This window comes from Kribbella sp. NPDC003505 (assembly GCF_040610875.1).
Taxonomy (GTDB): domain Bacteria; phylum Actinomycetota; class Actinomycetes; order Propionibacteriales; family Kribbellaceae; genus Kribbella.
On record NZ_JBEXNA010000004.1, the window covers coordinates 593091 to 617538 of the forward strand.

A 24448-nucleotide genomic window follows, 5' to 3' on the forward strand; every position below is an offset into this window, starting at 1 on the left:
TGGGGACGGCCCAGCCGGGCCACTGACTCATTTGGGTCAATCGGCCGAGCGGAGCATGGTGCGGATGCCGACGGTCAGTCCGAGGACCGCGGTGACGATCGCCGCGACCCAGCCCCACAGCACCGCGCCGGACAGTACGTCGCCCGAGAACAGCGTCCGCTCGGCGTCGACGAGGTACGACAGCGGGTTGAACTTCGACGCGACCCGCATCCAGCCGGGACCGGTCTCGAGCGGCAGCAGCATCCCGGACAGGATCATCAGCGGGAAGAGGAACGTCTGCTGCACCACCCAGAACATCCAGTCCTGCTTGCGGACCGCGATCGCCAGCGCGTAGCTGAAGGAACCGAGTCCGACGCCGAACACCGCGAGCAGCGCCAGCCCGACCAGCGCACCGCCGACGTGCAGGTCGAACGCGACCGGCGTCATCACCGCGATCACGATCACCGCCTGCCCGAACAGCGGCACCATCTCCTTCAGCGCCCGGCCGATCAGCAAAGAGGAGCGGGACAGGGGTGTGACCAGCATCCGCTCGTGGGCGCCGGTCTGGAACTCGAACAGCAGGTTCGCCCCGGTGGTCGACGTACCGAACAGGGTGGTCATCACCAGGATCGACGGGACGAACCACTGCCAGACGCCGTCGCCGAACGTGCCGCCCATCGAACCCGACAGCAGCGGGCCGAACAAGGCCAGGAACACCAGCGGCTGGATCATCCCGAACAACAGACTGAACGGATCCCGCAGCACCGGCTTGAGCTCGCGGGTCATCACGATGCGGATGTCGCGCAACAGGTTCCGCGAGGGCTGGACCGTCGGCGCGGTGGTCACCGGGAGGGTGAGGGTGGTCATCAGGCTGCCTTTCCGTTCGAGTCCTCACGCAGGCTGCGGCCGGTGAGATTGAGGAACACGTCGTCGAGGGTCGGGCGGTGCACCTGCGCCGCCGCGATCGGTACGCCGGCACGCTGCGCGGCCGCCACCAGCTCGGGCAGCGCCGCCGGACCGTCCGCGACCCGGACGCTCAGCTCGTCGCCGACGGCGACCACTTCCCGGGCCCCGGGCACCTTCTCCGCGATCGGCAGCAACTCGTTGACGTTGCTAGGAGCAACGGTCAGCGCGATCCGGTCGCCGGCCAGCTTTCCCTTCAGTCCGTCGGCCGTGTCGTCGGCGATCACCTCGCCGTGGTCCACGACGACCACGCGCTCGGCCATCGAGTCGGCCTCGTCCAGGTAGTGCGTGGTGAGCACGATCGTCATCGCGTACTGCTCGCGCATCCGCAGGATGTGCTCCCACAGGTTCGCCCGGTTCTGCGGGTCGAGACCCGTCGACGGCTCGTCGAGGAACAGCAGCGACGGCGCGTGCACCAGGCCCATCGCGACATCGAGCCGCCGGCGCTGACCGCCGGACAGTTCCGACACCTTGCGCCGGGCCAGGTCGGTCAGCTCGAGCGCTTCGAGCAGTTCGCCGGCCCGCCGCCTGGCGGTGCGGCGGTCGAGCCCGTAGATCACGCCCTGCCCGACCAGTTCGTCGCCGGCCCGTTGCGCGTGGCCCGCGCCGTTGCCCTGGCCGACGTACCCGATCCGGCGCCGGACCTGGCCGGGATCCGCGGTCACGTCGTACCCGGCGACCGTCGCGGTGCCCGAGGTGGGCGTGATCAAGGTGGTGAGCATCCGCAGGGTGGTGGTCTTGCCGGCGCCGTTCGGGCCGAGGACGGCGACCAGTTCGCCGGGTTCGACGTCCAGGCTGATCCCGCGGACGGCGTGCACGGTCTCGGTCCGGCTCACCGCGAAGTCCCGGGTGAGCGCTCGGGTGCTGATCACGATCTCTCCTTCGGTCTGGGTCTCTGGCCCCCACATTTCCAGTGGAAGAGGACAGGTTCTGGCCGCTACTCGTGGCAATCTGAGGTCATGTCCGAGACCTCAGCCCGCTTGCTCGCGCTGCTCTCCTTGCTGCAGGCGCGCCGCGACTGGCCCGGCCAACTGCTGGCCGAGCGCCTCGAAGTCAGTCCGCGGACCGTCCGCCGGGACGTGGACCGGCTGCGCGACCTCGGGTATCCGGTCCGCGCGACCAAGGGGCCCGACGGCGGCTACCGCCTCGACGCGGGCGCGGATCTGCCACCGCTGCTGTTCGACGACGATCAGGCGATCGCGGTCGCGGTGGCGCTGCAGACCGCGACGACGACGGTCACCGGGATCGAGGAGGGGGCGCTGCGCGCGCTGGCCACGGTTCGTCAGGTGATGCCGGCGCGACTGCGGCAGCGCGTCGACGCCCTGCAGGTCACCACGGTCGATCGCTACGCCAACCGGCGTACGACGGTCGACTCCGAGCAGTTGATCGCGATCGGTACGGCGGTCCGCGCGCACGAGGTGCTGCGGTTCGACTACGCGGCGCCTGGCACCGCCACCGACGAGTGGGTGCCGCCGCGGAAGGTCGAGCCGCATCACCTGGTGACGTGGGGCGGGCGGTGGTACCTCGTCGGCTGGGATCTGGATCGCAACGACTGGCGGACGTTCCGGGTGGACCGGATGACGCCGCGGACGCCGACCGGCCCGCGGTTCACGCCGCGGGAACTGCCGGCGCCGGACGTGGCGACCTACATCTCGGCCAAGTTTCACGGGCAGGACCAGAACCCGTGCCGCGGCGAGGCGATCCTGCAGGCGCCCGCGTCGCTGATCGCGCAGTACGCCGGGCGCGGGGCGATCGTCGAAGAGGTCACCCCGACGAGTTGCCGGCTCGTCCTGACCGCCTGGTCGTGGACCGGGCTGGCCGCGACGTTCGGGATGTTCGAGTGCGATCTGGAGTTCGTCGGACCGCAGGAGTTGAAGGACGCGGCGACCCAGTTGGCCGCGCGCTACCAGGAGGCTGCCTCATGACCCCGGAACTGATCGTCGCGGATGCCACCGCCTGGCTGAACTGGCTTCGTGAACATCACGAAGCGTCGGACGGGGTCTGGCTGGTGCTCGCGAAGAAGAACGTGACGACGCCGACGAGCCTCAGCTACGACGAGGCGCTCGAGGAGGCCTTGTGCCACGGGTGGATCGACGGGCAGCGCCGCGGCCGCGACGAGCACACGTTCATCCAGCGGTACACGCCGCGCCGCCCGCGGAGCCTGTGGTCGAAGCGGAACGTCGACCTGGTCGCGCGGATGGAGACCGAGGGGCGGATGCGCCCGGCCGGCCGCGCCCAGGTCGAGCTCGCGAAGGCCGACGGCCGCTGGGAGAAGGCGTACGACGGGTCGCGGGCCCAGGAGGTGCCGCCGGACCTCGCGGCGGCGCTGGCCGCGGAGCCGAAGGCGCAGGCGATGTTCGAGATCCTGACCAGCGCGAACCGGTTCGCCGTCGTGTTCCGGGTGAACGACGCGAAGCGCCCCGAAACCCGCGCGAAGCGCATCGCGCTGTACGTCAAGCAACTGTCCCGCGGCGAGACGATCTATCCGCAGAAGCGAACGCTGTGAGCAAGCTCGACAGGACGTGTCCGCGCACTCGCCGCCGATGCAGGCGGCGAACAGCCGTCGGCCGATCCGTCATCGGGCAGACGTCCTGTCGAGCGTGCACGCCTGCTACTGCTCGATCAGGTCCAGCGTCGCGTCCTGGCCGGCGGTGAGCGGGAAGTAGGCGAGGAACGTCACGCCTTCGTCCTCGGTGTCGAAGCGGGCGATGGTCTCGACGGCCGGCTCGTAGAACACGTCGCCGGGCCCCAGGACCTGCGGCTCGCTGTCCACGGCCTGCTGGTAGACGGCCGAACCGGACACGATGTTGCCGAACACAGGGCCGTTGTGGACGTGCGCGCCGAGGGCGGTGTGCGGGTCGATGGTGATCCGGCGGACCTCGATGCGCTGCACCGGGAGCTCCTCGGGCAGGTGCTGGTCGAGCACGACGACACGGCTGATCGATGAGTTCATGGCAGCATCGTACATACCAATAGGTACAGACACGTGTGAGCTTGGGGGCGGTGCCTGCTCGGGGCCGGTCAGTACAGGATCGGGTTCAGCGGGGAGGTGACGGGATCGCCGGGCTGCGCGCCGGGCATCCAGTGCGCGAGATCGATCTCCTGGTTCTTGTTCGCCGGTGCGGCGATCCGCATGTCGGCGTCCATGTAGATGATCGTCATCACCCGGCGCGGGACGTCGGTGGTGTTCGGCGGCGCGTGGTGGAAGGTCCAGCCGAGGTGGTAGCTGACCTCGCCGAGCTCGTACGGCTCGGACACCTCGGGGAAGTTCTGCGCGGCCAGTGCCTCCTGCAGCACCCGCTCGGACTCGTCGCTGATCGGCAGGTCCCGGCCGTGCTCGAACGTGTGACTGCCGGCCGCGAACGACAGCGGCCCCATCTCCATCGGCGTTTCCTGCAACGGGATCCAGATCGTCACGCACCGATCCGACGCGAACGGCCAGTAGTACTGGTCCGCGTGCCACGGGGTGACGCCGCCGCCGGACTCCTTGTACAGCGCCTGGTCGTGGTACAGCCGGACGGACTGTACGCCGAGTAGTTGCGACGCGATCCGCGCCAGTCGCGGCGAGGACACGAATTCCAGCACCCGTTCGCTGTCCTGCCACAGGTTCGTCACCTGCAGGAACGCCTTGCCGTAGGTGTCGCGCTCCTCCAGCGGTACGTCCTGGGTGTTCAGCTCGATCACCTTGCCGGTGATCTCCGGCTCGTACTCCGCGATCGTGTCGGCGCTGAGCACGTTCTTCAGCTTCACGAAGCCGTGCTCGCGGAAGTGCGCGATGTCGGACCGGCCGAGGGTGTAGTCGGTCTCGAGCTCCGGGCGGGTCAGAGTCATGCGACCTAAGGGTTCCCGGACGCTCCATCGCTGTAAAGATCAGTGATCAAATCTTTGCCCGCCGTGCACGTGCACGTGCACGGCGAGGTAGAGCAGAGCGGGGCAGCGGAGAAAGCGGTCAGGACCGTAAAGCGAACCGGTCCAGCGCCTCCAGGATCAAGTCCTGGGTCCGGGAACCTCCGGCGCCGTGGCCCTCCTGCTCGACCAGGTGCAGCTCCGCGTCCGGCCAGGCCTGCGCCATCTGCCAGGCGATGTCCGGCGGCCCGCTGATGTCGAGCTTGCCGTGGATCAGCACTCCCGGGATCCCGGCGAGCCGGCTCGCCTCCCGGACGAGGACGCCTTCCTCGAGCCAGGCGGCGTGACCCCAGTAGTGCGTCACCAGCCGTGCGAACCGCAGCCGGAAGACGGGATCGTCGTACGCCGTGTCCGGTCGCCAGCCGGGATGTGTGCGGACATGGGTGTCCTCCCAGTCGCACCAGTCGCGGGCGGCTTTCGCGCGAACGGCCGGGTCGGGGTCGTGCAGCAGCCGGCTGTAGGCGAGCGGAAGGTTGCCGTCCCGCTGGTCCTCCGGTACGCCGTCGCGGAAGCGCGCCCATTCCGCCGGGAAGATCCGGCCCATGTCCCGGGTGATCCACTCGACCTCGCGCCGCGAGGTGTTGGTGACGCTGAACAGGACGATCTCGGAGATCGCCTCCGGGTGCTTTTCGGCGTACGCGAGGCCGAGGGTCGCGCCGTGCGATGCGCCGAGCAGCAGCCATTTCTGGATCCCGAGCTCCCGGCGCAGCTGTTCGAAGTCGGCGATCAGATGCCAGGTGGTGTTGGTGCTGAGATCGACGTCCGGCTCGGCCGCGTCCGGCGTACTGCGGCCGCAGTTGCGCTGGTCGACAAGGACGGCCTTGTACTTCGCGGGATCGAAGTACCGCCGCCATCCGGCACCGGCGCCGGATCCGGGACCGCCGTGAATCACGAGCGCGGGCTTGCCGTCAGGGTTGCCGCAGAGCTCCCAGTACACGCGATTGCCGTCGCCGACGTCGAGCAGGCCGTGGTCGTAGGGCTCGATCTCCGGATACATCTAAAGGACTCCGGTGTAGGTGAGGGCGAACGTTCCGCAGGGAAAGAGGAACAGTGAGGCGAGGACGATGATGCCCTTGAAGGACTGGCGCGGGCCAATGAGTTTGCCGTACGCCGCGACCAGCACCGGGACCATCACCACCTCGAGCAGCAGCATGCTGCGCGGGATGATCGTGCCGGTCGCGGCGAGGATGACGGACAGGGCCGCCGCCGCGACCCAGGCGCCGTACCCGAGCAGGTACGTCGTGCGCGCGCCGAAACGGACCGCGATGGTCTGGTATCCGGCGGCGCGGTCCGCGTCGAGGTCGGCGAGCGTCGTCGGCAGGTACAGGCCGATCGCGGCAAGCGTTCCCTGGAGACCCATCAGCCACGGGAAGTCGCTCAGGTCCGGGTTGATCGCGGCCCAACCGGCCAGTGGCCCGAACGCGCCCAGCGCCAGGGCGTTCACGGCGACGTCGAAGCCGGCGCGGGTCTTGAGGCGGACCGGCGGGACGGAGTACGCGTAGCCGAGGAGGACCGCGAGCAGAACACCGAGCGCGAACACGACGCCCACGTGCAGGCTCAGCCCGACCGCGGCGACCGCCGCCGCGAAGGCCAGCCGCTTCACTGCCCGGAGCGTGATCCGCCCGTCGAGCAACGGCGACTTGGTCTTGCGCGGGTTGAGCCGATCGCTCGGCAGGTCGTACGCGTCGTTGACCGCGAGCACCGCCAGCCAGACCAGCGGGCCCATCACGACCGCCCCGACGATCAGCCGCGGCCACTCGTCCACCGGCGGGATCAGCCGGTGCGTCGCGAGCAGGATCCCCGTGTAATAAGGCACGATCGACACCACCCAGAACGCCGGGCGGCCCACCGCGATCACGTCACGAACCCGCGGTCCCCGTACCTGCACGTCCGTGCTCACCTCACCACTGTGCTCCCCGGCCGGCGCTCGCGTCCTCCCTCCACCGAGTGAACCTGCTCACCCGTTCGGCGGGATGTGAGCCAGGGAACCCTTCTCCAGCGCGACCCACACCGAGCCGTCGGCGTACAGACCGTGCGGCTCCGCGCCCGCGCCGAACGCCACCCGCTCCGTGAGGTTGCCCTCGGCATCGAGGTGGACCAGCTCGGCCGCGGCCCACAGCGTGAGCCAGCACCCACCGTCCGCTGTCGCGGCGGCGGCATGCGGCTTGGAATCGGCCGGCAGCGGGAACTCCTCGAGCTTTCCGTCCGCGCCGACCCGTCCCGCCTGGCTCGCGAGCAGTTCGGTGAACCAGACGCCGTCGGGTCCCGCACTGATCCCGACCGGTCCGGCAGCGGCGGTCGGCAGGGGATAGGTGGTCACCTCGCCGGTCGTGGTCATCCGGCCGATCGCGTTCGCCTGGTTGAGCGTGAACCACAGATCGCCCGCGGAGGTCGTGATCATGCCGGGGAACGCGCCCGTCGTACCGATCGGGTACGTCGACACGGTGCCGTCGACTGTGATCCGCCCGATCGTGTCGGTGCTCATCAACGTGCACCACAGCGCGTCGTCAGGACCGACGCACAGTCCGTACGGCGCGCCGGCGAGCTCGAACGCCGACACCGCGCCGTCGTACCCGATCCGCCCGATCCGGTCGTCGCCGTTGCGGGTGAACCAGACGGCGTCGTCGGGGCCGTCGACGATCACGCTCGGGCGGGACCCGGGCGCGTCGAGGTCGAAGACCCGGCCCGAGACGGTCACGACCCGGCCGGTGTGGACAAGAGTCGTCCACACCTCACCGCCGGCCGCGACCACGCCGTACGGGGCGCCGTCGACCGGGATTTCACTGACTGACACAGGCGTTCTCCTTCAGGTCGATGACGGGTCAGAAGATCACTGGCTGCTCCCTAATGCGACGGATGTTGCGTTAGGATCATGCCATGATCGATGCGGGTCGCGCAAGCAGGCCGGGAGGGCGGACCGCCCGGGTGCGGTCGGAGGTGCTCGCGGCGGTGGAGTCCGAGCTGGCCGAGCACGGGTACGACGGGCTCACGATCGACGCGGTCGCGGCGCGTTCCGGTGTCCACCGCACGACCTTGTACCGGCGGTGGAAGAGCGTGCCCGGTCTGCTGGTCGACCTGCTCGGGGCCGGCGCCGACGACGCGTGGGAGCCGGCCGACACAGGCTCGCTGGAAGGTGACCTGATCGAGGTCAACCGCGAGGTGCACGCCGCGCTGACCGCCCGGCCGTCCGTCACCCAGGCGGTGATCGCCGCCTCGTTCCGTACGGCGGAAGCGGCCGAGGCACTCACCCGCTTCTGGGAAGACCGCTATGCGCGCACCGCCGTGGTCGTCCGGCGCGCGGTCGAGCGCGGCGAGCTCGCCGCGGAGGTGGACGCACACCAACTCCTGCTCACCGCGACCGCGCCGCTGTACCACCAATTGGTTCTGCTCCGGCAGCCGATGACCCGAGCCGAGGCAGATCACCACGCACGGGTCGCCGCCGCGTCGGTCCGCTAATTGCTTTGCGGCGCCGATCCACCCCGCCCTACGGTGAAACGCCATGGCCGATGAGGAGATCCGATGAGCATCAACCTTCATGCGCTGTCCGTCGATGCGAAGGATCCCGCCGTGCTGGCGCGCTTCTGGGCCGGACTGCTCGGGTGGGAGCAAGCAGGCGCGACCGAACTGCTCCCCGACGCCAAGACACCGTTCCGGCTGCGATTCCTGCAGAGCGACCTCGAGAAGGATCGTCCGAATCAGATCCACTTCCACCTGACCAGCCAGACCCCTGAGCAACAGCAGGAGACGGTGGCGCACGCCGTCGAGCTCGGTGGCAAGCACATCGACATCGGGCAGCAGCCGGAAGAAGGACATATCGTCCTCGCCGATCCCGAAGGCAACGAGTTCTGTGTGATCGAGGCGGGCAACAACTTCCTCGCGAACACCGCGTTCCTCGGCGAGCTGGCCTCGGACGGCACCCAGGCGGTCGGGTACTTCTGGAGCAAGGCGCTCGACTGGCCGCTGGTCTGGGACCAGGACGAGGAGACCGCGATCCAGGCGCCGGCCGGCGGACCGAAGATCGCCTGGGGCGGACCGCCGGTCAGCCCGAAGGCGCCGAAGAACCGGATGCACTTCGACCTCACCGTGCCCGCCGACGGTGACGTCGACGCCGAGGTCGAGCGGCTGGTCGCCCTCGGCGCGACCCGGCTCGCGAGCGGCCAGGACGGCCCGGACGCGATCCCGATGGCCGACCCGGACGGCAACGAGTTCTGCATCCTGACCACTCCGCGGGGGTAGTCGCCGGCTCCGACTAGGGTCGTCCCCGAGCCCTAGTCGAGGAGGCGTTGGTGACCGGTCGGTTGGCGAACGAAGTGGTGCTGGTGACGGGGGCGGCGCGCGGGATCGGGCGTGCCGTCGCGGTGAAGGCGGCGGAGGAAGGTGCCGCGGTCGCGCTCGTCGACATCCTGGCCGACGCACTGACCGCGACCACCGCGGAGTTGGCCGAGACCGGCGCGACGGTGGCCGCCGCGGTCGGCGACATCACCGACGAGCTGTCGGTGCGGCAGGCGGTCGGCAAGCTGACCGACGACCTCGGCAAGCCGGTCACCGTGCTGGTCAACAACGCCGGCAAGAACTCGTACGCCGACCCCGCCACGATGTCCGTGTCCGAATGGGACGACGTGTTCGACGTCGACCTGAAGGGCGCGTTCCTGATGTCGCGCGAGGTCCTGCCGCCGATGATCGAAGCCCGGCACGGCTCGATCGTCAACATCGCCTCGATCCACTCGAAGCTGACCACGGCCGGCATGTTCCCGTACGCCGCGGCGAAGTCCGGCCTGGTCGGGATGACCCGGTCGCTCGCCCTCGACGTCGCGCAGTACGACGTCCGGGTGAACGCGGTCAGCCCCGGCTACATCTCCACCGACCTGCTCGAGGAGTTCTTCGACACCATCCCCGGCGAACGCGAGAAGGCGCTCGGCGTGCACCCGCTCGGCCGGATCGGTACGCCGGAGAACGTCGCCGAGGTGGTCTGCTTCCTCGCCTCCGGAGCGGCCGCCTTCGTCACTGGCGCCAACTGGGCCGTCGACGGCGGCCTCGGCGTCCGCTACGCCTGATCACCCGGGCGGTCCCGGATCGTACGCGCACTCTGCGGCCAGGTCCCCGGTGTCGGGCTTCGGCGTGGTCCGCGGCTGCGTCGCGGTCGACGGACTGGTCGTGCTGGGTTTGCGCGGTGTCGTCGGTGTCGCCGGTGTCGCCGGCGTCGACGGGCGGCGGACCGGGTTCAGCGCGTTGGCCACGATCTCGCGCATCGCCTCGTAGTTCGGGTTCCGGCCGTTCGGGAAGTTCTTCTTCTTGTCCAGGTCGATGTTGGCGATCTTCGCGGTCTTGACCCGCTGGCCGAGGGCGACGAGCGGCTCCAGCAGGTCCTGCGGGATGTCGGTGCGGATCAGCTGCTCGCCGGCCGCCGCGATCGCCTGATAGTTGGTGAGCACGTTCTGCGGGGTGGCGCGCTCGACGATCGCCTTGACCGTGCAGCGCTGCCGCGCCTGGCGGGCGAGGTCGGCCGTCGCCACGCCGTACCGACCGCGCGCGAACCACAGCGCGTCGGGCCCGTTCAGCTTCCGGTTCGCCCCGGGCTGCAGGTACCGGCTGGGCGGGATCTTCTTGTCGTCGTTGCCGCCGACCGGGACCGGGTAGTTGATGTTCACCGTGATCCCGCCGAGCGCCTCGACCAGTTGCGCGAATCCCGCCAGGTTGACCTGCACGTAGTAGTGGATCCGCAGCCCGAGTGCCTCGCCGACCGACAGCTTGAGCACGTCCGCGCCCTTGTTGTCCGACGGGCCGAGGCAGTCCGGACACAGCTTCGGGACGTTGCGGTACATCGCGTCCAGGTAGTACTCGGACTGCTCCTTCTCGCCGTTCGGGTCCCAGAACCCGCTCGGGAACTTCTCGTGCAGCTTCGAGCCGGCCGGGAACGGCATCCGCATGAAGTTCCGGGTCAGCGAGATCAGCGAGGTGGTGCCGGTCTTGGTGTCGATGCTCGCGACCATCACCGTGTCGGTCCGGGTGTCGTCCCGGCCAGGGCCGTCGTCGGCCCCGAGCAGCAGGATGTTCAGCCGCGGCAACTGCTGCCAGATGTCCTTCTTCGCGACGATGGTCGGCCGCGTCTGGCTCTTCGTCTCGCCGAACACCTTCTTCACCAGGCCCCGTTGCGCCATCAGGGTCTGGGCGCCGGTGGCCGAGCTGACCGTCAGCGCGAAGCAGACCGCGCCCACGACGAGCGCCCCGAGCAGCCGGGACCCCGGTCCGGCGGTGAGCGGGCGGAGCATCTTGTACGACGTGACCAGGACGACGATCCAGGTGAGTGCGACCGCGACCAGACCGACGATCATCCAGAGCAGCAGCGCCGGGTCGAGCGCCCACCCGATCACCGCGTCGCGCTTCCGCAGCCCGACGTACGCCGCGCCGCCGTACAGCGCGAGGCTCAGCACGATCAGCATCGAACCGAGCTTGGTCCGGCGGGCGGCGAGGTAAGCCGTCCCGGGGAGCAGCAGCCCGAGCACGGCGATCGTCAGCGCCGCGAACGCGGAGCGCCGACGCGAGGTGGTCCGGCGCGCGCGCGACGCTCTGCTCGGGGCCATGCCCTCTACGATTCAGTGACGCGGCAAAAAGTTGGCATGATCGATCGAGTGAGCGACATTCAAGTACGACGGGCGCTGGTTCGACGAGCGGGGGCGGACGATGCGGAGTCGCTGGTCCACTTACGCGGATTGATGCTGGCCGCGATGGGCAACGACGTCGGCGGACCGGACGCACCCTGGCGGCGTACGGCGCGGGACTGGTTCGCCGAACAGCTCGCTTCGCCGGACACGTTCGCGGCGTACGTCGTCGACGACCCGGGCGCCGGTGTGGTCGCGGGCGCCGCGGGAAACGTGCACGCGCACCCGCCCGGCCCGCGCGACCTCACCACCCTCCGCGGCCACCTCTACAACGTCAGCACCCACCCGGACTTCCGCCGTCGCGGTCTCGCGCGGGCCTGCGTCGCGGCGCTGATGGAGTGGTTCCAGGACGAGACCGGCGTCGGCCAGGTCGAGCTGCACGCCACCGACGACGGTGTCGACCTCTACCGCGGACTCGGCTTCAGCGAGTCGCGCTTCCCGACGCTCCGCTTCCGGACCACCAGGGCCTAGGTGTGACGCGGAGTGCGTTGGTCGCGCAGTGCACCTCGCCGCCGCCGAGGTGCGCCCAGAAGAAGTCCTCGACCCAGTGCACCCGCACGCCGTTGCGGCCGAGCGCACGCTCCGCCGCCTGCCGGAAGACGTCCCGGCCGTGCAGCCGCGGCCCGTGCGGGTCGGGTGCGGCGAACTGGCGATCGGTGATCGAGAGCCCGTTCACCAGACCCGGGGTCAGTGCCTTGAACAGGCCGTAGCCGGGCGCCTTGTCGAAGAACACCGGCAGCCGGACCAGTTCGTCCGCACGCAGACCGGTCGCCGTCAGCAGGATCTTCAGTTGGTCATCGATGTGCCGGGCCGCGGCTTCGTTGGCCGGCGACCCGGTGCTCAGCAGTTCGTCGACCGTCGGCTTGCGGCGCGCGTTGGTGTCCGCGAACAGTCGCTGACCGCCGCCGCCGTGGCGTTGCACGTCACGCAGCAGCCGGGCGGCGAGCCGCGGGTCCGCGACCGCGAGCGTCCAGCCGCGGGCGTTGTCCGCGCGGACCACGTGCGTCGTCTCGTCCGCGTGCCCGACCATCAGCCAGGACGTGTCGACGACGACCGGCGGCTGGTAGCCCTGACCCGTCACCATCGTGATGAACTCGGCGTCGGGACGCCGCGCACCCGACCCGTACACGATCCGCCCGTGCGGAGACCCGACGTACGGCGGGAGCGACTCGATGTTGCCGCCCATGTTCAGCAGGTCGTCGAGACCGGGGGAGGGCTTGGCGGCGAGCTCCTGGACGATGCCGATGTCCGGTCCGCGCAGGTCGCGGTAGAGCAGCCGGCCGGCCGGGCGCGGGGTCGCGACGCCGTCGAAGTCCCAGACGTTGCCCGAACGGATCAGGATCCGCAGCGTCTGCGGGCCGCCGACGGCCGGCATGCTCGCGGTCGCGGGCTCGAACGTGTCCTGCAACCACATGTCCTTCCAGCCGTGTGGCGTCCCGTCGACGAACCGCACAGTGGTTGCCTTCCGCAACGTGGAGGCGAACTTCTCCCACTCGCCCGGAACGCCGTCCTGGTACGGCGCGGTGCCGCCCCACCAGCCGTTGCCGTCGCCGGGCCGACCGGCCAGGACGGTCTGTGCGCGCTGGAGATCGTTCTGCAGCATCAGCGGTGCGACTCGCAGCTCGACCTGGTCGGTGCTGGTGCGGCCGCGATCCGTCACGGACAGCGTGACCGTGATCCGGCCGTCCCACCGCTTCGGATCACGGACGACGTCGCGACCTTCCAGCTGCAGTCGCACGCCGTTCCGGAGATCCTTCGCGCTCACTGTGCCTGCGGGCCGTCCGTTCGCGAACACGCGGGCCTTGTCCGCCGGGGTGACCGTGACGGTTCCGGTCGCGTCGTGCGAAAGGTTGCGTTGGGCATCGATCATCAGCGGTGCGAGGTCGGCCGCGTCGCGCGGACCGTTGATCCGGTTGTCGGCGGCATCGTTGCAGGCGGCGAGCTTGTCGTCGACCGTCCGGCCGGGTGCGTCGAGGTCCGCCGGACCGACCGTGCAGCGGCGCTCGTCGTCGTCCAGGTTGGGCAGGAAGATCGCACCGCGGGTGTCGGTCCAGGTCGACTTGCCGGCGTCGTCCGCGCGGGTCAGCAATCCGTCGCGGTTCACGTCGGCGGTCAGCCGCGGCCAGGGCGCCGTACCCCAGGCGGTGAGTGCGGGAGTCACGGCGGTCACCAGGGTTGCGAGGCCTGCGGTCCAGCGTCTCATCGAAGGCTCCTTATTTGATACAGGTGTGCTTCTTCGATCGAAAATAACACGGGTGTATCAGAAACAGCAGGTGGAAATCCGGCCTCCACCCGTGGACGGAGAAGGGTTTCGGGGCACAGTGGCAAGAAGAGAGTGAGGACACGCCCGCCCGGGGCGTGGTGGGAGGAGCTCACCGGATGCGCCGCCGCAGTGTTGTCAGGACGATTGGGTTCGCGGTCGCGATCGCGGCCGGGCTCGGGGCGCTGTGCCAGCTGCCCGCCGGCCCATTCGCCCGGCACGGGTATCCGGAGCGCGGAGTCGTGCCGGCGTCCGCCCAGTCGCCGCAACCTGAGCGCGAGCCGGCCCGATCTGTGGTCTCGCAACGACCTCCGGTACGCCCCGCGGAGGTAATCACGTACCCGGCCGCGGGGACGGGGTCGTACGCCGTCCTGCCCGGGGATCCCGCGGTGATCGGCCGCGGCGGCCCGCTGCTGCGGTTCCAGATCGCGGTCGAGGGCGGTATCACCGGGATCGATCGCGGCGCGCTCGCGCGGTTCGTGCGGGCGACGTACGGCGGAGCCCAGGGCTGGGCGTCACACGGGCTGTGGCGGTTCCAGCAGGTCGGGCCCGGCGCGAATCCCGACTTCACCGTGATGCTGGTGACGCCCGGGACGCGAGACCTGATCTGCGGCGCGGCGCCGGACCGGTACACCAGCTGCCGGATCGGGAACCGGGTCGTGCTCAACGTCGCGCGGTGGGTGCACGGCGTCCCGAAGTACGGCGCCTCGCTGACGACGTACCGGCAGTACATGATCAACCACGAGACCGGCCACCGGCTCGGCCGCGGCCACGAGCTCTGCCCGGGCCCCGGCCAGCCGGCACCGGTCATGCAGCAACAGACTCTCGGCCTGCACGGCTGCACTGCGTACCCCTGGCCCTACGTGAGCGGCCGGCGCTACAAAGGCCGCTCAGGTCAGTACGACGACCCCGTGCCTCACGCCTGAATGACCGAGAGCACGTTGCCGGCCGGGTCCTTGAACCAGGCGATCAACGGCCCCTGACCTCGGTAGATCCCGAGCTCGTCCTGGTCGTCGCCGTACTTCTCGAACGTCACGCCGCGCGCGATCAGTTCACGCACCGTCGCCTCGACGTCGTCGACCGGGAAGTTGAGCGTCGTGTACTCCGCCGGTACGTGATTCGGCTTCGGGTACACGAGGACCGGGTTCCCGCCCGCGACCCGCAGGCGCAACATCCCGTTCTCCTCGTCGACGCCGAGCCCCAGCGTCCGGCTGTAGAACTCCTTGGCCCGCGGCACGTCATCCACCGAGAACCCACTGAACGCCTTGCTGTCCTGCAACATCTGATGCCTCCTGACTCACTCGACACCAGGGACGTCGATACCGACTGCCCGTTCTCGACACAACCCCACGCTAGTTGTGCAGGACCCGCTGGGGATTGACGGCGGCAGCTACCGACGCGGACTCGAGGCCGTCGGCCACGGTGTGCAGGAGACGGGCCAGGTGCGCCGCGTCGGTCGGGCCGAGGATGCCGGTGACCACGTCGAGCACGCGGACCGTGAGACCGTCGAGCTGCGAGAGCCGCGCCTGACCCAGCGAGGTGACGCCGAGGGCGGGAGCGGTCCGGGCCATGCCGAGCGCTTCGAGGTCGGCGATCGCCAGCTCGGCCTCGCCGGCGGTGATGCCGACCTGCTGTGCGACTTCGGCGATCGTCGTGCAGCCGTTCGCGATGGCGCTCAGCACGAGCGCGGCGGGCATCTTGATGCCGGTTGCTTCCTGCAGGCCCATGATCAACGGGTGGGCGTGACCGCGGACGCGCTCCAACGCGTCGAGCAGCCGGAGCGCGGTGCTGACATCGCTGATCAGCTGCTCGGTCTGGACGGCCGCGATCCCGGCCGGCCCCGGATGCACAGGTGACGGGACGACGCCGCCGATCACCCGCTCGGGCACCACGAGGGCATTCGCCGGCAGTGGCTCTTCCTCCTCGGATCCCCTCGACAGCGGTCGGATTCCAGCGTCTTCGATGGTCACGTCTCCCAGCGTACGGAGCCGTTCCGACAGCTTCGGCGTGTCTTTCCTGAGGAAACCCTGTGAATCTCACGACGTTCCTGATCTACGCTCCGGCCATGCAGCTGAACGGGAAACGTGTCCTGGTGATCGGTGGCGGCGGTGGCGGGATCGGCCGGGCGACGACCGAGGCCCTCGGCAACGAAGGCGCCGCGGTGCTGGTCGCCGACCTCGATCCGGCCCGCGCCGAGGAAGCCGCGCAGGCGGTCCGGGCGCACGGCGGCACGGCCTACCCGATCTCCGGTGACGTCCGCTCGGCGACCGACCTCGAGGCGATGGTCGCAGGTGCGGTGGACAAGCTCGGCGGGCTCGACGTCCTGGTCACGGTCGTCGGCGGGCAGGTCGCCTTCGTGCCCGCGGTCAAGCTGCACGAGATGGCCGACGAGGACTGGGACACGATCTACGAGGTCAACCTCCGGTACGTCGCCCGCGCGGTCCGGGCCGCGCTCCGCGTGTTCCTCGACCAGGGCACCGGCGGCGCGATCGTCAGCGTCGGGTCCGTCACCGGCTTCATGGCCGCGCCCGCGCAGGCGGCGTACGGCGTGATGAAGGCCGGCATCCTGAGCCTGGCCCGCACGGTCGCCGCGGAGTACGCGCGGGACGGGGTCCGGATGAACGTCGCCGCGGCCGGCGCGATCGCGACCGCGGTCGCCAACGCGAACGTCGCGGCCGAGGTCGTCGAGGAGATCCCGGCCGGCCGGTTCGGGCGGTCCGAGGAGGTGGCCCGGGCGGTGGTCTACCTGGCGTCCGACGCGGCGTCGTACGTCACCGGGCAGCAGCTCGTGCTGGACGGCGGCGTATCCGTGCGCGGCCCGTTCGGGTAATCGAACAGACGGGCGAAAGAATTGGGGCCCGGCGGGTCCGAAAAAGTTTGCCGGGCGGCCAGAAAATCCGAATTCGGGCGTGACCTCGGCTCTGCGTCCGCCGTTGGATCTGACGTGACGGTGAACACAACACGGCGCACCGGCACCGCGCTCGCCCGCGTTTTCCAGGCCGTCCACCCTCGAAGTACAGCCAGGAGGACCAGTGACAACCGCCACCGCCACCCAGACCGTTGAGCGCCGACGCGTGCGTGTCTGGTTCGGTGAGCACGTGATCGCCGACTACAACGCCGAGCCGGCGTTGGCCGAGCGGTATGCAGACGCCATGAGCCGTCGATTCGCCGGTCTCCGGGTCACGAACGACCCGATGCCGACCGTCGACAAGCTCCCCGACCCCCTGCCCGGCGAGCGCATGTGGGACGTAGCACCCCGCTGAGCGGTGCTCGCCTGAAACTGGGCTCCGATGCCTTTCGCGTTCCGAACTCACCAGACAACCCACGCGGAACGTCGCCAGGTCGAGTCGCCTCACCTCGACCAACCAAAGGCACCGGTGATTCGGCGGCAAGCGAGCGTGGGCGCTCTGCCCCTCGCTTGCCGCCTTTTCTCCCCTGCAAATGCGCCTGACAAAGACGAAGAACCGTTCGCACCGGATCCCCAAGATCCGGTGCGAACGTTTTTCACTTCTGTGCGTAGTACTCCGGCTTCATCTGGATGAGCTGCACGTAGTTCCCGTCCGGGTCCACCAGCGTCGCGAACCAGCCGATGCCGCGATCCTCCGGCGGCACCAGCCATTCGACGCCGAGGGTCCGCAGGTGCGCGGCCGCCGCCTCGATGTCGTCCACCGCGAAGTTCACGATGTGCCGCCCTGGCTCGGGGTTCTTCGCCGCCACGTCGTCGCGCTGCTCGATCACCAGCCCGAACCCGCCGAGGTCGAGGTTCCCGTAGCCGTCGACCTCCGCCCGGAACCCGTCGCGGTACCACGCCTTCAACCGCTCGGCGTCCGTACTGCCGAGCAACATGCTGTTCAGAATCACGATCGTCCCTTCCGCCTGACGCTGACGCCGGTACGTCGGAGTCGCCCGCCCGGTCTCGACATGACCCGGCCGGTTCGGATGATGGGTGGATGAAGTTCACCGCCGAACTGCTCGCCACCGGGAAGAACACCGCCGGATTCGAGGTGCCCGACAGCGTCGTCGAGTCGCTCGGTGGCGGCGGCCGCCCGAAGGTCAGCGTCACGGTCAACGGCTACACGTTCCGTACGTCGATCGCGCGGATGGGCGGCCGCTACCTCCTCGGATTCAGCGCGGACCGCCGTACCGAGGCCGGCGTCACCCCCGGCGAGGTCCTGGAGGTCGAGGTCGAACTCGACACCGCGCCGCGCGAGCTGGAAATCCCCGAACCCCTGGCGACCGCCCTGGCCGCGGATCCCGAAGCCAAAGCCTTCTGGGACACCCTCAGCTACAGCAACCGGCAGTGGCACACCCTCCAGGTCACGTCGGCGAAGACCGACGCGACTCGCGACCGCCGGATCGAGAAGTCGCTCACCGCCCTCTGCGAAGGCCGCGCCCGCTGAAGTCAGCAGTACGAGCGGCAGCCGCGATCCACGCCGTACTTCCGGTGAGCCGCCGCGACCATCGCGACGGGCGACAGCTGGCCGCCGTGATGCCAGCTGTTCAGGAACTGCTGCGGTAGGACTGCTCCACGTCGGATCCACCAGACGCCGGGCCCGGTCGGCCAACTGATTCCGAAATGCAGGTGTGGTGGCGTGGCCCGGGCGCTTCCGGTCTTACCGGTTCGCCCCAGAGTCTGCCCGGCCCGCACCGTCACGCCGGGTGCGATCCCGCGTTGAATCGCCGAGAGGTGTGAGCCGTAGTACCGGACACCGTCCACACCCAGCACGGACACCGACAAACCTCCCCTGTCGGCGCCCCGGTTGGTCTTCGGATTCCACGAGTCGACCCGCGTCACCTCGTCGACCCGTCCGTCGACCGGAGCGACGAAGAGACACCCGGCATCCGCGAAGATGTCCGACGCCGGGTAGTCGTGGTGGGTCTGCGAGGCATCCGCGCGGCAGCCGGCCACGGGGAACACGTACCGGTGCACCGGATCCGGCCGCATCGGCCTACTGGGCCGGGCCGACGGGGTCGTCAGTCGTGCGCGCGGTGCGGCGGTCGTAGTTCGCGGCGCAGTCGAGGCTGTTGTCGATGGTGGGGTCGATGCCGGGGTCGATGGTGGGGTCGACGGTGGTGCCGGGCGCGGTGCGTCCCGTGCTCCGGATTGCGCCTTGTCGAAGACGCCCGCCGCCGAAAGCCCGAACAGGCCGCCGCCGCCCACGATCACCACCGCCACCAGAAAGGCAGCCCAAGCTTGCCGCCTCACGGGTACCAGAACGCGTTGACCGTCGCCGCGGGATACACCGTTTCGCACGGAATGCCGTTCTTGTCGGCATCCATCCGGTCCGGCATCCCGTAGTACCACCAGTACCGAACGGCCTCGCCGTACGAAGCGCCCCGCGCGACGAGATCCCGGCAGTACAGCCCGGCGGACCAGAACGTGACTCCGCTGATCTCGCGCCCGTTCCAGTACGCGGCGACGGCGCTCCGGGAGTACACGGTCTCGCACGGGATCCCGTTGAGATCGGCGTCCATGCGATCCGGCTGCCCGTGCAGTCGCCAGTAGTCCACCGCGGCGACGTAGCTGTAACCCTTCGCGTTCAGGTCCCGGCAGAACAGCCCGGCCGGCAGTGACCGGACATCGCTGACGGCCGGCGCGGAGTTCGACGTCTTCTTGGCCGCCGGTGGTGGTGCGACAGTCTTCGTCACTGTCGGGGCCGGGGCGGATGTAGCCGGCGCCGCTGCGGCCGGAGTGGTCGGCTGTGTGGCGGCCGTGCGCGACGGGTCATCCTTCGTCATCAGGACGACGAGCCACGCCAACAGGACGAGGATGATGCCGACAGCCACTCCGCCGAGAGCTGCCAAGGTCGCGTTCCCGCGATCGTTGTGCCGATGCCAAGACGTGTGTGAATACAGTTCTCCATTCATGATTCCCCCCGCCAGCTATTGAAGCCTCGTCACTTTCTGTTGTCCATGCTTCAGCGGGGACTGTGCTCGTCGTGGGCTTTCACTGACCTGCGCCGAAGTCGTTCAGCGTGAGCTTGTCGCGGGTCGTGCCGCACCCCAGACAGCGTTGGTAGCGCTGCCCTTCGTCATTGCGCTCGTTCTTCCACTTGTGCAGGTGGAGTCGACACCGAAGCGGCTTGTCCATCTTTCGACCGTAGGCCGCTAGACCGGTATCGAACAGGCCCCTCAGCCGCGGTTTTCCCAGGCCTGCAGGCCTTCGAGTACGTCGGGTAGCGCGCCGACGACACCCAGGCGTTGTGTGCAGCGCGTGAGGGCGACGTACAGGTCGCGGAGGCCGCGTGGCGACTCGATCACGATGCCGTCGGGGTCGACGACCAGGACCGAGTCGAACTCCAGGCCCTTGGCTTCGCGGGCAGTGAGGACGGTGACGCCGGACAGGCCGTCGACCGCCTCCTGGATCAGCTCGAGCCGGCTGCGCGACGTGATCACGCCGACCTCGCCGTACGCCGTCTCCTCGGCCGCCATCTTGTACACGTACAGCGCCTGCTCGGCCGCGGGTACGTCGATGTGCCACGGCCGCACGCCGGTGGAGCGGACCGACCGCGGCGCCCGCGCCGACGGATCGACGGCCAGCAGGACGGCCTGCGCGAGCTCCATCACCTCGGCCGGGGTGCGGTAGTTCAGCGTCAGCTCGGCCAGCCGCCACCGGTCGCCGAACGTCTCGCCGAGCGCGGACGACCACGTCGTACCGCCGCCGATCGAGCTCGTCTGCGCCACGTCGCCGACTACCGTCATCGACCGCAAAGGGCACCGCCGCGCGATCGCCCGCCACGCCATCGGCGACAGCTCCTGCGCCTCGTCGACGATGACGTGACCGTACGTCCACCGCCGGTCCGCCGCGGCTCGGTCGGCGAGCGTCCGGTCGTCGCCCGCCTCGTAGCGCTCGGCCAGCGCCTCGGCGTCGAGAATGTCCTTCGCGGTCAGGATCTCGGCCTCGTCGTCCTCGTCCCAGTCCGTCGAACCCGAACCGGACAGCACGTCCAGCGCCCCTTGTGCATAAGCAACGGCCCGCGCCCGCGCCGCACGCTCCCGCGCGGCCTCGGACCCGTCGTCACCGAGCAGCTCCGCCGCCTCGTCCAGCAGCGGTACGTCGGACGGGCTCCAGTCGTCGCCGTACCGCAGCAGGTGCTCGCGCTCGAGCTCCGACAGCTGCGGCGCCGCCGACGCGAGCCGGGCCTCGTCGCCGTACAGGTCCTCGAGCAGCCGCTGCGGGCTGAGCAACGGCCACAGCTGCTCCAGCAACGCGACCACCGCGGGCTCGGAGAGGACTTCCTTGCGCAGCTCGGACAGCTCGTAGTCGTCGAGGAGCTGCTCGCCGTCGAGCGGGTCGGTGCCAATCAGCTCGGCGTACTGGTTGGTGAGGTGGTCGGTGATCTCGTTCAGCACGAAGGGTCGCGCCTGGTTGTGGGTGAGGTTGCGGTTGCGCACGCGCTCGTGGGCGGCGCCGACGAAGGCCGGGTCGAGCGTGAGCTCGGTCCGCTCCACCGAGACCCGCACCGGGTGCTCCGGCAACCACTGCCGGTCGGCGACCGCCCGCGCGATCACGTCGGCCATCACCGTCCGGCCCTTGACCTCCGCGCTTTCCGGCGTCTCCGGCCGGGTCGCGGTCAGTCCCGGGAACAACTCGGCGATCGTGACCAGCCGGACGCCGTCCTCACCGAGTGACGGCAGCACCTGGCCGATGAATCGCAGGAATGCCGCATTCGGCCCGACGACGAGAATTCCGCGCTTTTCCAGTTGTTCGCGGTGGGTGTACAGCAGAAAGGCCGCGCGGTGCAGCGCGATGGCGGTCTTCCCGGTGCCCGGCCCGCCCTGGACGACGAGGATCCCGGGGAGTTCCGAGCGGATGATCCGGTCCTGGTCGGCCTGGATGGTCTGGACGATCGACTCCATCCGGCCGGTCCGGCGAGCCTCCAGCGCCTTCATCAGCACGGCCTCGCCGATCACGCCGGTGCCGGGTTTGGACGCGTCGGCGGCCTCCCGGCCGAGGTCGAGCTGCTCGTCCTGGACGTCGATCACGCGGCGCAGCCGGGTCTGGATGTGCCGGCGGCGGACGATGCCGTGGTTCGCGACCGCGGTCGCGATGTAGAACGGCCGCGCGGCCGGGGCGCGCCAGTCCACCAGCAGCGGCTCGTACTCGTCGTCGTGCAAGCCGATCCGGCCGAGGTGCAGGACCTCGCCGTCGGCGGCGTCCAGGCGGCCGAAGTACAGCCCCTCCTCGGCGGCGTTCAGGCGCGCCTGCCGGAGTTTGAGGTCACGGATCCGGCCGTCGCGCTGGTGCAGCGCCTGCGCGTTGCGGGTGCGGACGAGTTGCTCGTCGTCGGTCCGCGCGTCGGTCCGCGCGCGCTCGGCGTCGAGCGCGGCGTAGAAAGTGGTCAGGTGTGCCTGTTCGGCATCGACTGGATTCGGCAATTCCTGTCCCTTGTGCTAAAATACGTCCCGTTGGTTTTCAGGCCGCATTTCTGGAATTCTCCGGCGGCAGCCACAAATCCTTGAGTTTATCCCGTGACCGGCTTTTCCTGAAGTGCTGCTCCGGGACTGCCGGCTGAGACGGCTTGACCTCAAGTCTTGTTGAGGTATTAGCGTCGTTCGACGTGACTGTTCATCCGCTGCGGCTCGTCGTGCTGGCGCGCAATCTCCAGGTGGGCCGGTTCGGGACGGCGGTCACGCGGTGGTTCGTGCGGGAGGTCGACCGGTCCGACGAGTTCAAGCTCGACCTGATCGACCTGAGCGTGCTGCCGCTGACCGAGCTACCCGCGCGGATCGACGACGCGGACGCGGTGCTGATCGTCACCGCCGAGTACAACCACGCCTATCCGGGCGACGTGAAGACCGCGATCGACGCCGTACGCCGGCCCTGGTACGCCAAGCCGGTCGGCTTCGTGGTGTACGGCGGACGCTCGGGCGGGCTGCGGGCGGCCGAGCAGCTCCGGCTGGTCTTCGGTGAGCTGCACGCGGTCACGATCCGCGACAGCCTGGGCTTCCGCGAAGAGGACTTCACCGCGGACGGCGAGCCCCTCGACCCGACCACCTCCGCCGCCGCGGCCGCGCTGCTGCGTCAGCTCGCCTGGTGGGCCCGCTGCCTGCGCGACGCCCGCGCGGACACGCCGTACCCGGAATAGGCGGCCGCGGGCCGCGGTTGGCAGTTGGACGTGAGTGCTGAAGCGATGCCCCTGTCCGTGCTCGACCTCTCGCCGGTGCCGACAGGTACGCGGCCGTCGGAGGCGTTGCACGAGACGCTGGAACTGGCCCGCACCGCGGAGGCGGCCGGCTACCACCGGTACTGGCTGGCGGAACACCACAACATCCCGAGCGTCGCGAGCTCGACCCCCGAGGTGATGATCGCGGCGGTCGCGGCGGCGACGTCGACGATCCGGGTCGGATCCGGCGGCATCATGCTGCCGAACCACTCGCCGCTCAAGGTCGCCGAGACCTTCCGCGTCCTCGGCGGGCTGTACCCGGACCGCATCGACCTCGGCATCGGCCGTGCGCCGGGCACCGACCAGCGCACGGCACTGGCGTTGCGCCGCAGCCGCGAGGCGCTCGGCGCCGACGACTTCACGGAGCAGTACGCCGAACTCCGCGCGTACGCCGAAGGGTTCCCGGCGGGGCATCCGTTCGAGCCGATCAGCGCCCAGCCCGACGACGTACCGCTGCCGCCGGTGTGGATTCTCGGCTCCAGCACGTACGGCGGTCACGCGGCCGCCGCGCTCGGCACCGGGTTCGCGTACGCGGGCCACTTCGGGACGCTCGACCCGGCCGGCGTGATCTCGGCGTACAAGACGAACTTCCAGCGCTTCGAGCACGACGGCGGCCCGCACGCGATCCTGGCGCTGGCCGCGATCGTCGCCGAGACCGAGGAGCGCGCGCAGCAGCTCGCCCGCGCCAACGCACTGTCCATGCTCCGCCTGCGCTCCGGCCGGCCGGGTCCGCTCCCGTCCCCGGAGGAGGCCGAGGCCTACCCGTGGTCCGAGGCGGAAGAGGCTGCTGTCGAGGAGTGGGCCGGCCTGGTCTCCGTCGGCACGCCTGACCAGGTGGCCGGCGACCTCCGCCGCCGGGCCGACGCCGCCGGTGCCGACGAGCTGATCATCACCACCAACATCCACAACCCGGCCGAACGCCGCCGCTCGTTCCAGCTGCTCGCCGAGGCCTGGGGCCTGAAGCCCCGGTAAGGTTCACCCTCCGCGGACGTGTTCGAAGATCAGGCTCGTCTCCGCGTGACTGACCGCCGCGTCGGCGGTCAGGTGGTCGAGGACGAACTCCCGGAGCGCGTCCGGGGTCGCCGCGCTGACGTGCAACAGATAGTCGTTGGCGCCGCTGACATGGAACAGCGAGAGCACACCCGGCAGGCCGGGCACCTTCGCGCGGAACCGGTCGATCTCGTCGCGGGAGTGCGCCCCGATACGGATCGCGATCAGCGCCTGCAGCGGCTGCCCCAGCGCGGCCAGGTCCACGTCGGCGTGGAACCCGCGGATCACGCCGCGCTCGCGTAACGACCGCACCCGGGTCAGGCAGGTCGACGGCGCGATGCCGGCCGCCTCGGCGAGCGCGTTGTTCGGCATCCGGCCGTCCGCGGCCAGCAGGCCGACGAGCGTCCGGTCGATCTCGTCGAGCCCTTCCGGCACCGGCCGCGGCGCCGGTCCCGGGCTCCGACGATCCTTCGGCATGCCACCACTGTAGAGCTCGTCCACAGAATCCACAGCGTGTGGATGAC

Annotated in this window: 29 protein-coding genes; 12 read left to right on the forward strand and 17 right to left on the reverse strand. The window is 69.8% G+C overall.

Features of this window, described 5'->3' with window-relative positions:
* Positions 1-36: 36 nt before the first annotated feature.
* Together ABZX12_RS16680 and ABZX12_RS16685 are read right to left on the reverse strand one after the other, a co-directional pair.
* Positions 37-846: an ABC transporter permease gene (locus tag ABZX12_RS16680; RefSeq protein WP_355693933.1), complete on the reverse strand. Its 810-nt coding sequence runs from the start codon at positions 844-846 to the stop codon at positions 37-39.
* Positions 846-1814, reverse strand: coding sequence for an ATP-binding cassette domain-containing protein (locus tag ABZX12_RS16685; protein ID WP_355693935.1), 969 nt, complete (start codon positions 1812-1814; stop codon positions 846-848). Before ABZX12_RS16685 ends, ABZX12_RS16680 begins: the two co-directional genes overlap by 1 nt.
* An 87-nt stretch (positions 1815-1901) precedes the next feature.
* On the opposite strand from ABZX12_RS16685, the gene ABZX12_RS16690 reads away from it, so the two are divergent.
* Entirely contained in the window at positions 1902-2867 is a 966-nt protein-coding gene (locus tag ABZX12_RS16690) for a YafY family protein (RefSeq protein ID WP_355693936.1), read from the forward strand.
* Positions 2864-3448 carry a YdeI/OmpD-associated family protein gene (locus tag ABZX12_RS16695; protein ID WP_355693938.1) on the forward strand — a complete coding sequence of 195 codons (585 nt, stop codon included), beginning with the start codon at positions 2864-2866 and terminating at the stop codon, positions 3446-3448. The genes ABZX12_RS16690 and ABZX12_RS16695 overlap by 4 nt, the downstream gene beginning before the upstream one ends.
* A gap of 105 nt (positions 3449-3553) precedes the next feature.
* On the opposite strand, the gene ABZX12_RS16700 is transcribed toward ABZX12_RS16695, so the two are convergent.
* From ABZX12_RS16700 to ABZX12_RS16720, 5 genes are all read right to left on the reverse strand, one after another.
* Positions 3554-3895: a cupin domain-containing protein gene (locus ABZX12_RS16700; RefSeq protein ID WP_355693939.1), complete on the reverse strand. Its 342-nt coding sequence runs from the start codon at positions 3893-3895 to the stop codon at positions 3554-3556.
* Positions 3896-3963: 68 nt separating this feature from the next.
* Complete coding sequence (locus tag ABZX12_RS16705) at positions 3964-4773, reverse strand: phytanoyl-CoA dioxygenase family protein (RefSeq protein WP_355693941.1); 810 nt, start codon at positions 4771-4773, stop codon at positions 3964-3966.
* Between the two features lie 118 nt (positions 4774-4891).
* The gene (gene pip, locus ABZX12_RS16710; RefSeq protein ID WP_355693942.1) at positions 4892-5845 is read right to left on the reverse strand and encodes a prolyl aminopeptidase; all 954 of its coding nucleotides are present in this window, start codon (positions 5843-5845) and stop codon (positions 4892-4894) included.
* Positions 5846-6748 (reverse strand): UbiA prenyltransferase family protein, encoded by a 903-nt coding sequence (locus ABZX12_RS16715; RefSeq protein ID WP_355693943.1) that lies wholly within the window; start codon positions 6746-6748, stop codon positions 5846-5848. It lies immediately after the preceding gene.
* Between the two features lie 57 nt (positions 6749-6805).
* Positions 6806-7642 carry a virginiamycin B lyase gene (locus ABZX12_RS16720; RefSeq protein WP_355693944.1) on the reverse strand — a complete coding sequence of 279 codons (837 nt, stop codon included), beginning with the start codon at positions 7640-7642 and terminating at the stop codon, positions 6806-6808.
* A gap of 83 nt (positions 7643-7725) precedes the next feature.
* Here ABZX12_RS16720 and ABZX12_RS16725 point away from each other — a divergent pair, with 83 nt between their 5' ends.
* The 3 genes from ABZX12_RS16725 to ABZX12_RS16735 all read left to right on the forward strand — a co-directional run bounded on the left by ABZX12_RS16725 (position 7726) and on the right by ABZX12_RS16735 (position 9902).
* On the forward strand, positions 7726-8304 hold the full coding sequence (locus ABZX12_RS16725) for a TetR/AcrR family transcriptional regulator (protein ID WP_355693946.1): 579 nt from the start codon (positions 7726-7728) through the stop codon (positions 8302-8304).
* Positions 8305-8367: 63 nt separating this feature from the next.
* A complete protein-coding gene (locus tag ABZX12_RS16730) occupies positions 8368-9084 on the forward strand; it encodes a VOC family protein (protein ID WP_355693947.1) in 717 nt (238 codons plus the stop codon).
* 50 nt (positions 9085-9134) lie between these two features.
* Positions 9135-9902 carry an SDR family oxidoreductase gene (locus ABZX12_RS16735; RefSeq protein WP_355693948.1) on the forward strand — a complete coding sequence of 256 codons (768 nt, stop codon included), beginning with the start codon at positions 9135-9137 and terminating at the stop codon, positions 9900-9902.
* On the opposite strand, the gene ABZX12_RS16740 is transcribed toward ABZX12_RS16735, so the two are convergent.
* Entirely contained in the window at positions 9903-11429 is a 1527-nt protein-coding gene (locus tag ABZX12_RS16740; RefSeq protein WP_355693949.1) for an LCP family protein, read from the reverse strand.
* A gap of 48 nt (positions 11430-11477) precedes the next feature.
* Between ABZX12_RS16740 and ABZX12_RS16745 the strand changes: the two genes are divergently transcribed.
* On the forward strand, positions 11478-11978 hold the full coding sequence (locus tag ABZX12_RS16745; protein ID WP_355693950.1) for a GNAT family N-acetyltransferase: 501 nt from the start codon (positions 11478-11480) through the stop codon (positions 11976-11978).
* Here the strand turns inward: ABZX12_RS16745 and ABZX12_RS16750 are convergent.
* Complete coding sequence (locus ABZX12_RS16750; RefSeq protein ID WP_355693952.1) at positions 11929-13710, reverse strand: protein-arginine deiminase family protein; 1782 nt, start codon at positions 13708-13710, stop codon at positions 11929-11931. The genes ABZX12_RS16745 and ABZX12_RS16750 overlap by 50 nt on opposite strands.
* A gap of 176 nt (positions 13711-13886) precedes the next feature.
* Here ABZX12_RS16750 and ABZX12_RS16755 point away from each other — a divergent pair, with 176 nt between their 5' ends.
* Positions 13887-14693 carry a DUF3152 domain-containing protein gene (locus ABZX12_RS16755; RefSeq protein WP_355693954.1) on the forward strand — a complete coding sequence of 269 codons (807 nt, stop codon included), beginning with the start codon at positions 13887-13889 and terminating at the stop codon, positions 14691-14693.
* Here the strand turns inward: ABZX12_RS16755 and ABZX12_RS16760 are convergent.
* Both ABZX12_RS16760 and ABZX12_RS16765 read right to left on the reverse strand, forming a co-directional pair.
* Positions 14684-15049, reverse strand: a complete 366-nt coding sequence (locus ABZX12_RS16760) for a VOC family protein (RefSeq protein WP_355693955.1) — start codon at positions 15047-15049, stop codon at positions 14684-14686. The genes ABZX12_RS16755 and ABZX12_RS16760 overlap by 10 nt on opposite strands.
* Before the next feature lie 70 nt (positions 15050-15119).
* On the reverse strand, positions 15120-15737 hold the full coding sequence (locus tag ABZX12_RS16765; RefSeq protein ID WP_355693956.1) for a MarR family transcriptional regulator: 618 nt from the start codon (positions 15735-15737) through the stop codon (positions 15120-15122).
* A gap of 59 nt (positions 15738-15796) precedes the next feature.
* On the opposite strand from ABZX12_RS16765, the gene ABZX12_RS16770 reads away from it, so the two are divergent.
* Complete coding sequence (locus tag ABZX12_RS16770; protein WP_355693958.1) at positions 15797-16597, forward strand: SDR family oxidoreductase; 801 nt, start codon at positions 15797-15799, stop codon at positions 16595-16597.
* Between the two features lie 202 nt (positions 16598-16799).
* Positions 16800-17030: a hypothetical protein gene (locus tag ABZX12_RS16775; RefSeq protein ID WP_355485124.1), complete on the forward strand. Its 231-nt coding sequence runs from the start codon at positions 16800-16802 to the stop codon at positions 17028-17030.
* A 241-nt stretch (positions 17031-17271) separates the two neighbouring features.
* Here the strand turns inward: ABZX12_RS16775 and ABZX12_RS16780 are convergent, their stop codons facing one another.
* Positions 17272-17628 carry a VOC family protein gene (locus tag ABZX12_RS16780; protein WP_355693960.1) on the reverse strand — a complete coding sequence of 119 codons (357 nt, stop codon included), beginning with the start codon at positions 17626-17628 and terminating at the stop codon, positions 17272-17274.
* An 89-nt stretch (positions 17629-17717) separates the two neighbouring features.
* On the opposite strand from ABZX12_RS16780, the gene ABZX12_RS16785 reads away from it, so the two are divergent.
* On the forward strand, positions 17718-18167 hold the full coding sequence (locus ABZX12_RS16785; protein ID WP_355693961.1) for a YdeI/OmpD-associated family protein: 450 nt from the start codon (positions 17718-17720) through the stop codon (positions 18165-18167).
* Between the two features lie 2 nt (positions 18168-18169).
* On the opposite strand, the gene ABZX12_RS16790 is transcribed toward ABZX12_RS16785, so the two are convergent.
* The 4 genes from ABZX12_RS16790 to ABZX12_RS16805 form a co-directional block, all read right to left on the reverse strand.
* Complete coding sequence (locus ABZX12_RS16790) at positions 18170-18712, reverse strand: M23 family metallopeptidase (RefSeq protein WP_355693963.1); 543 nt, start codon at positions 18710-18712, stop codon at positions 18170-18172.
* A 257-nt stretch (positions 18713-18969) separates the two neighbouring features.
* Entirely contained in the window at positions 18970-19635 is a 666-nt protein-coding gene (locus ABZX12_RS16795; protein WP_355693964.1) for a hypothetical protein, read from the reverse strand.
* A 79-nt stretch (positions 19636-19714) separates the two neighbouring features.
* Complete coding sequence (locus ABZX12_RS16800) at positions 19715-19858, reverse strand: hypothetical protein (protein ID WP_355693966.1); 144 nt, start codon at positions 19856-19858, stop codon at positions 19715-19717.
* A 41-nt stretch (positions 19859-19899) separates the two neighbouring features.
* Positions 19900-22146, reverse strand: a complete 2247-nt coding sequence (locus ABZX12_RS16805) for a helicase (protein ID WP_355693968.1) — start codon at positions 22144-22146, stop codon at positions 19900-19902.
* A gap of 182 nt (positions 22147-22328) precedes the next feature.
* On the opposite strand from ABZX12_RS16805, the gene ABZX12_RS16810 reads away from it, so the two are divergent.
* Together ABZX12_RS16810 and ABZX12_RS16815 are read left to right on the forward strand one after the other, a co-directional pair.
* Positions 22329-22856 carry an NAD(P)H-dependent oxidoreductase gene (locus ABZX12_RS16810; protein ID WP_355693970.1) on the forward strand — a complete coding sequence of 176 codons (528 nt, stop codon included), beginning with the start codon at positions 22329-22331 and terminating at the stop codon, positions 22854-22856.
* Between the two features lie 30 nt (positions 22857-22886).
* On the forward strand, positions 22887-23906 hold the full coding sequence (locus ABZX12_RS16815; protein ID WP_355693972.1) for an LLM class flavin-dependent oxidoreductase: 1020 nt from the start codon (positions 22887-22889) through the stop codon (positions 23904-23906).
* 3 nt (positions 23907-23909) lie between these two features.
* On the opposite strand, the gene ABZX12_RS16820 is transcribed toward ABZX12_RS16815, so the two are convergent.
* Positions 23910-24401: an Lrp/AsnC family transcriptional regulator gene (locus tag ABZX12_RS16820; RefSeq protein ID WP_355693974.1), complete on the reverse strand. Its 492-nt coding sequence runs from the start codon at positions 24399-24401 to the stop codon at positions 23910-23912.
* Positions 24402-24448: the final 47 nt, after the last annotated feature.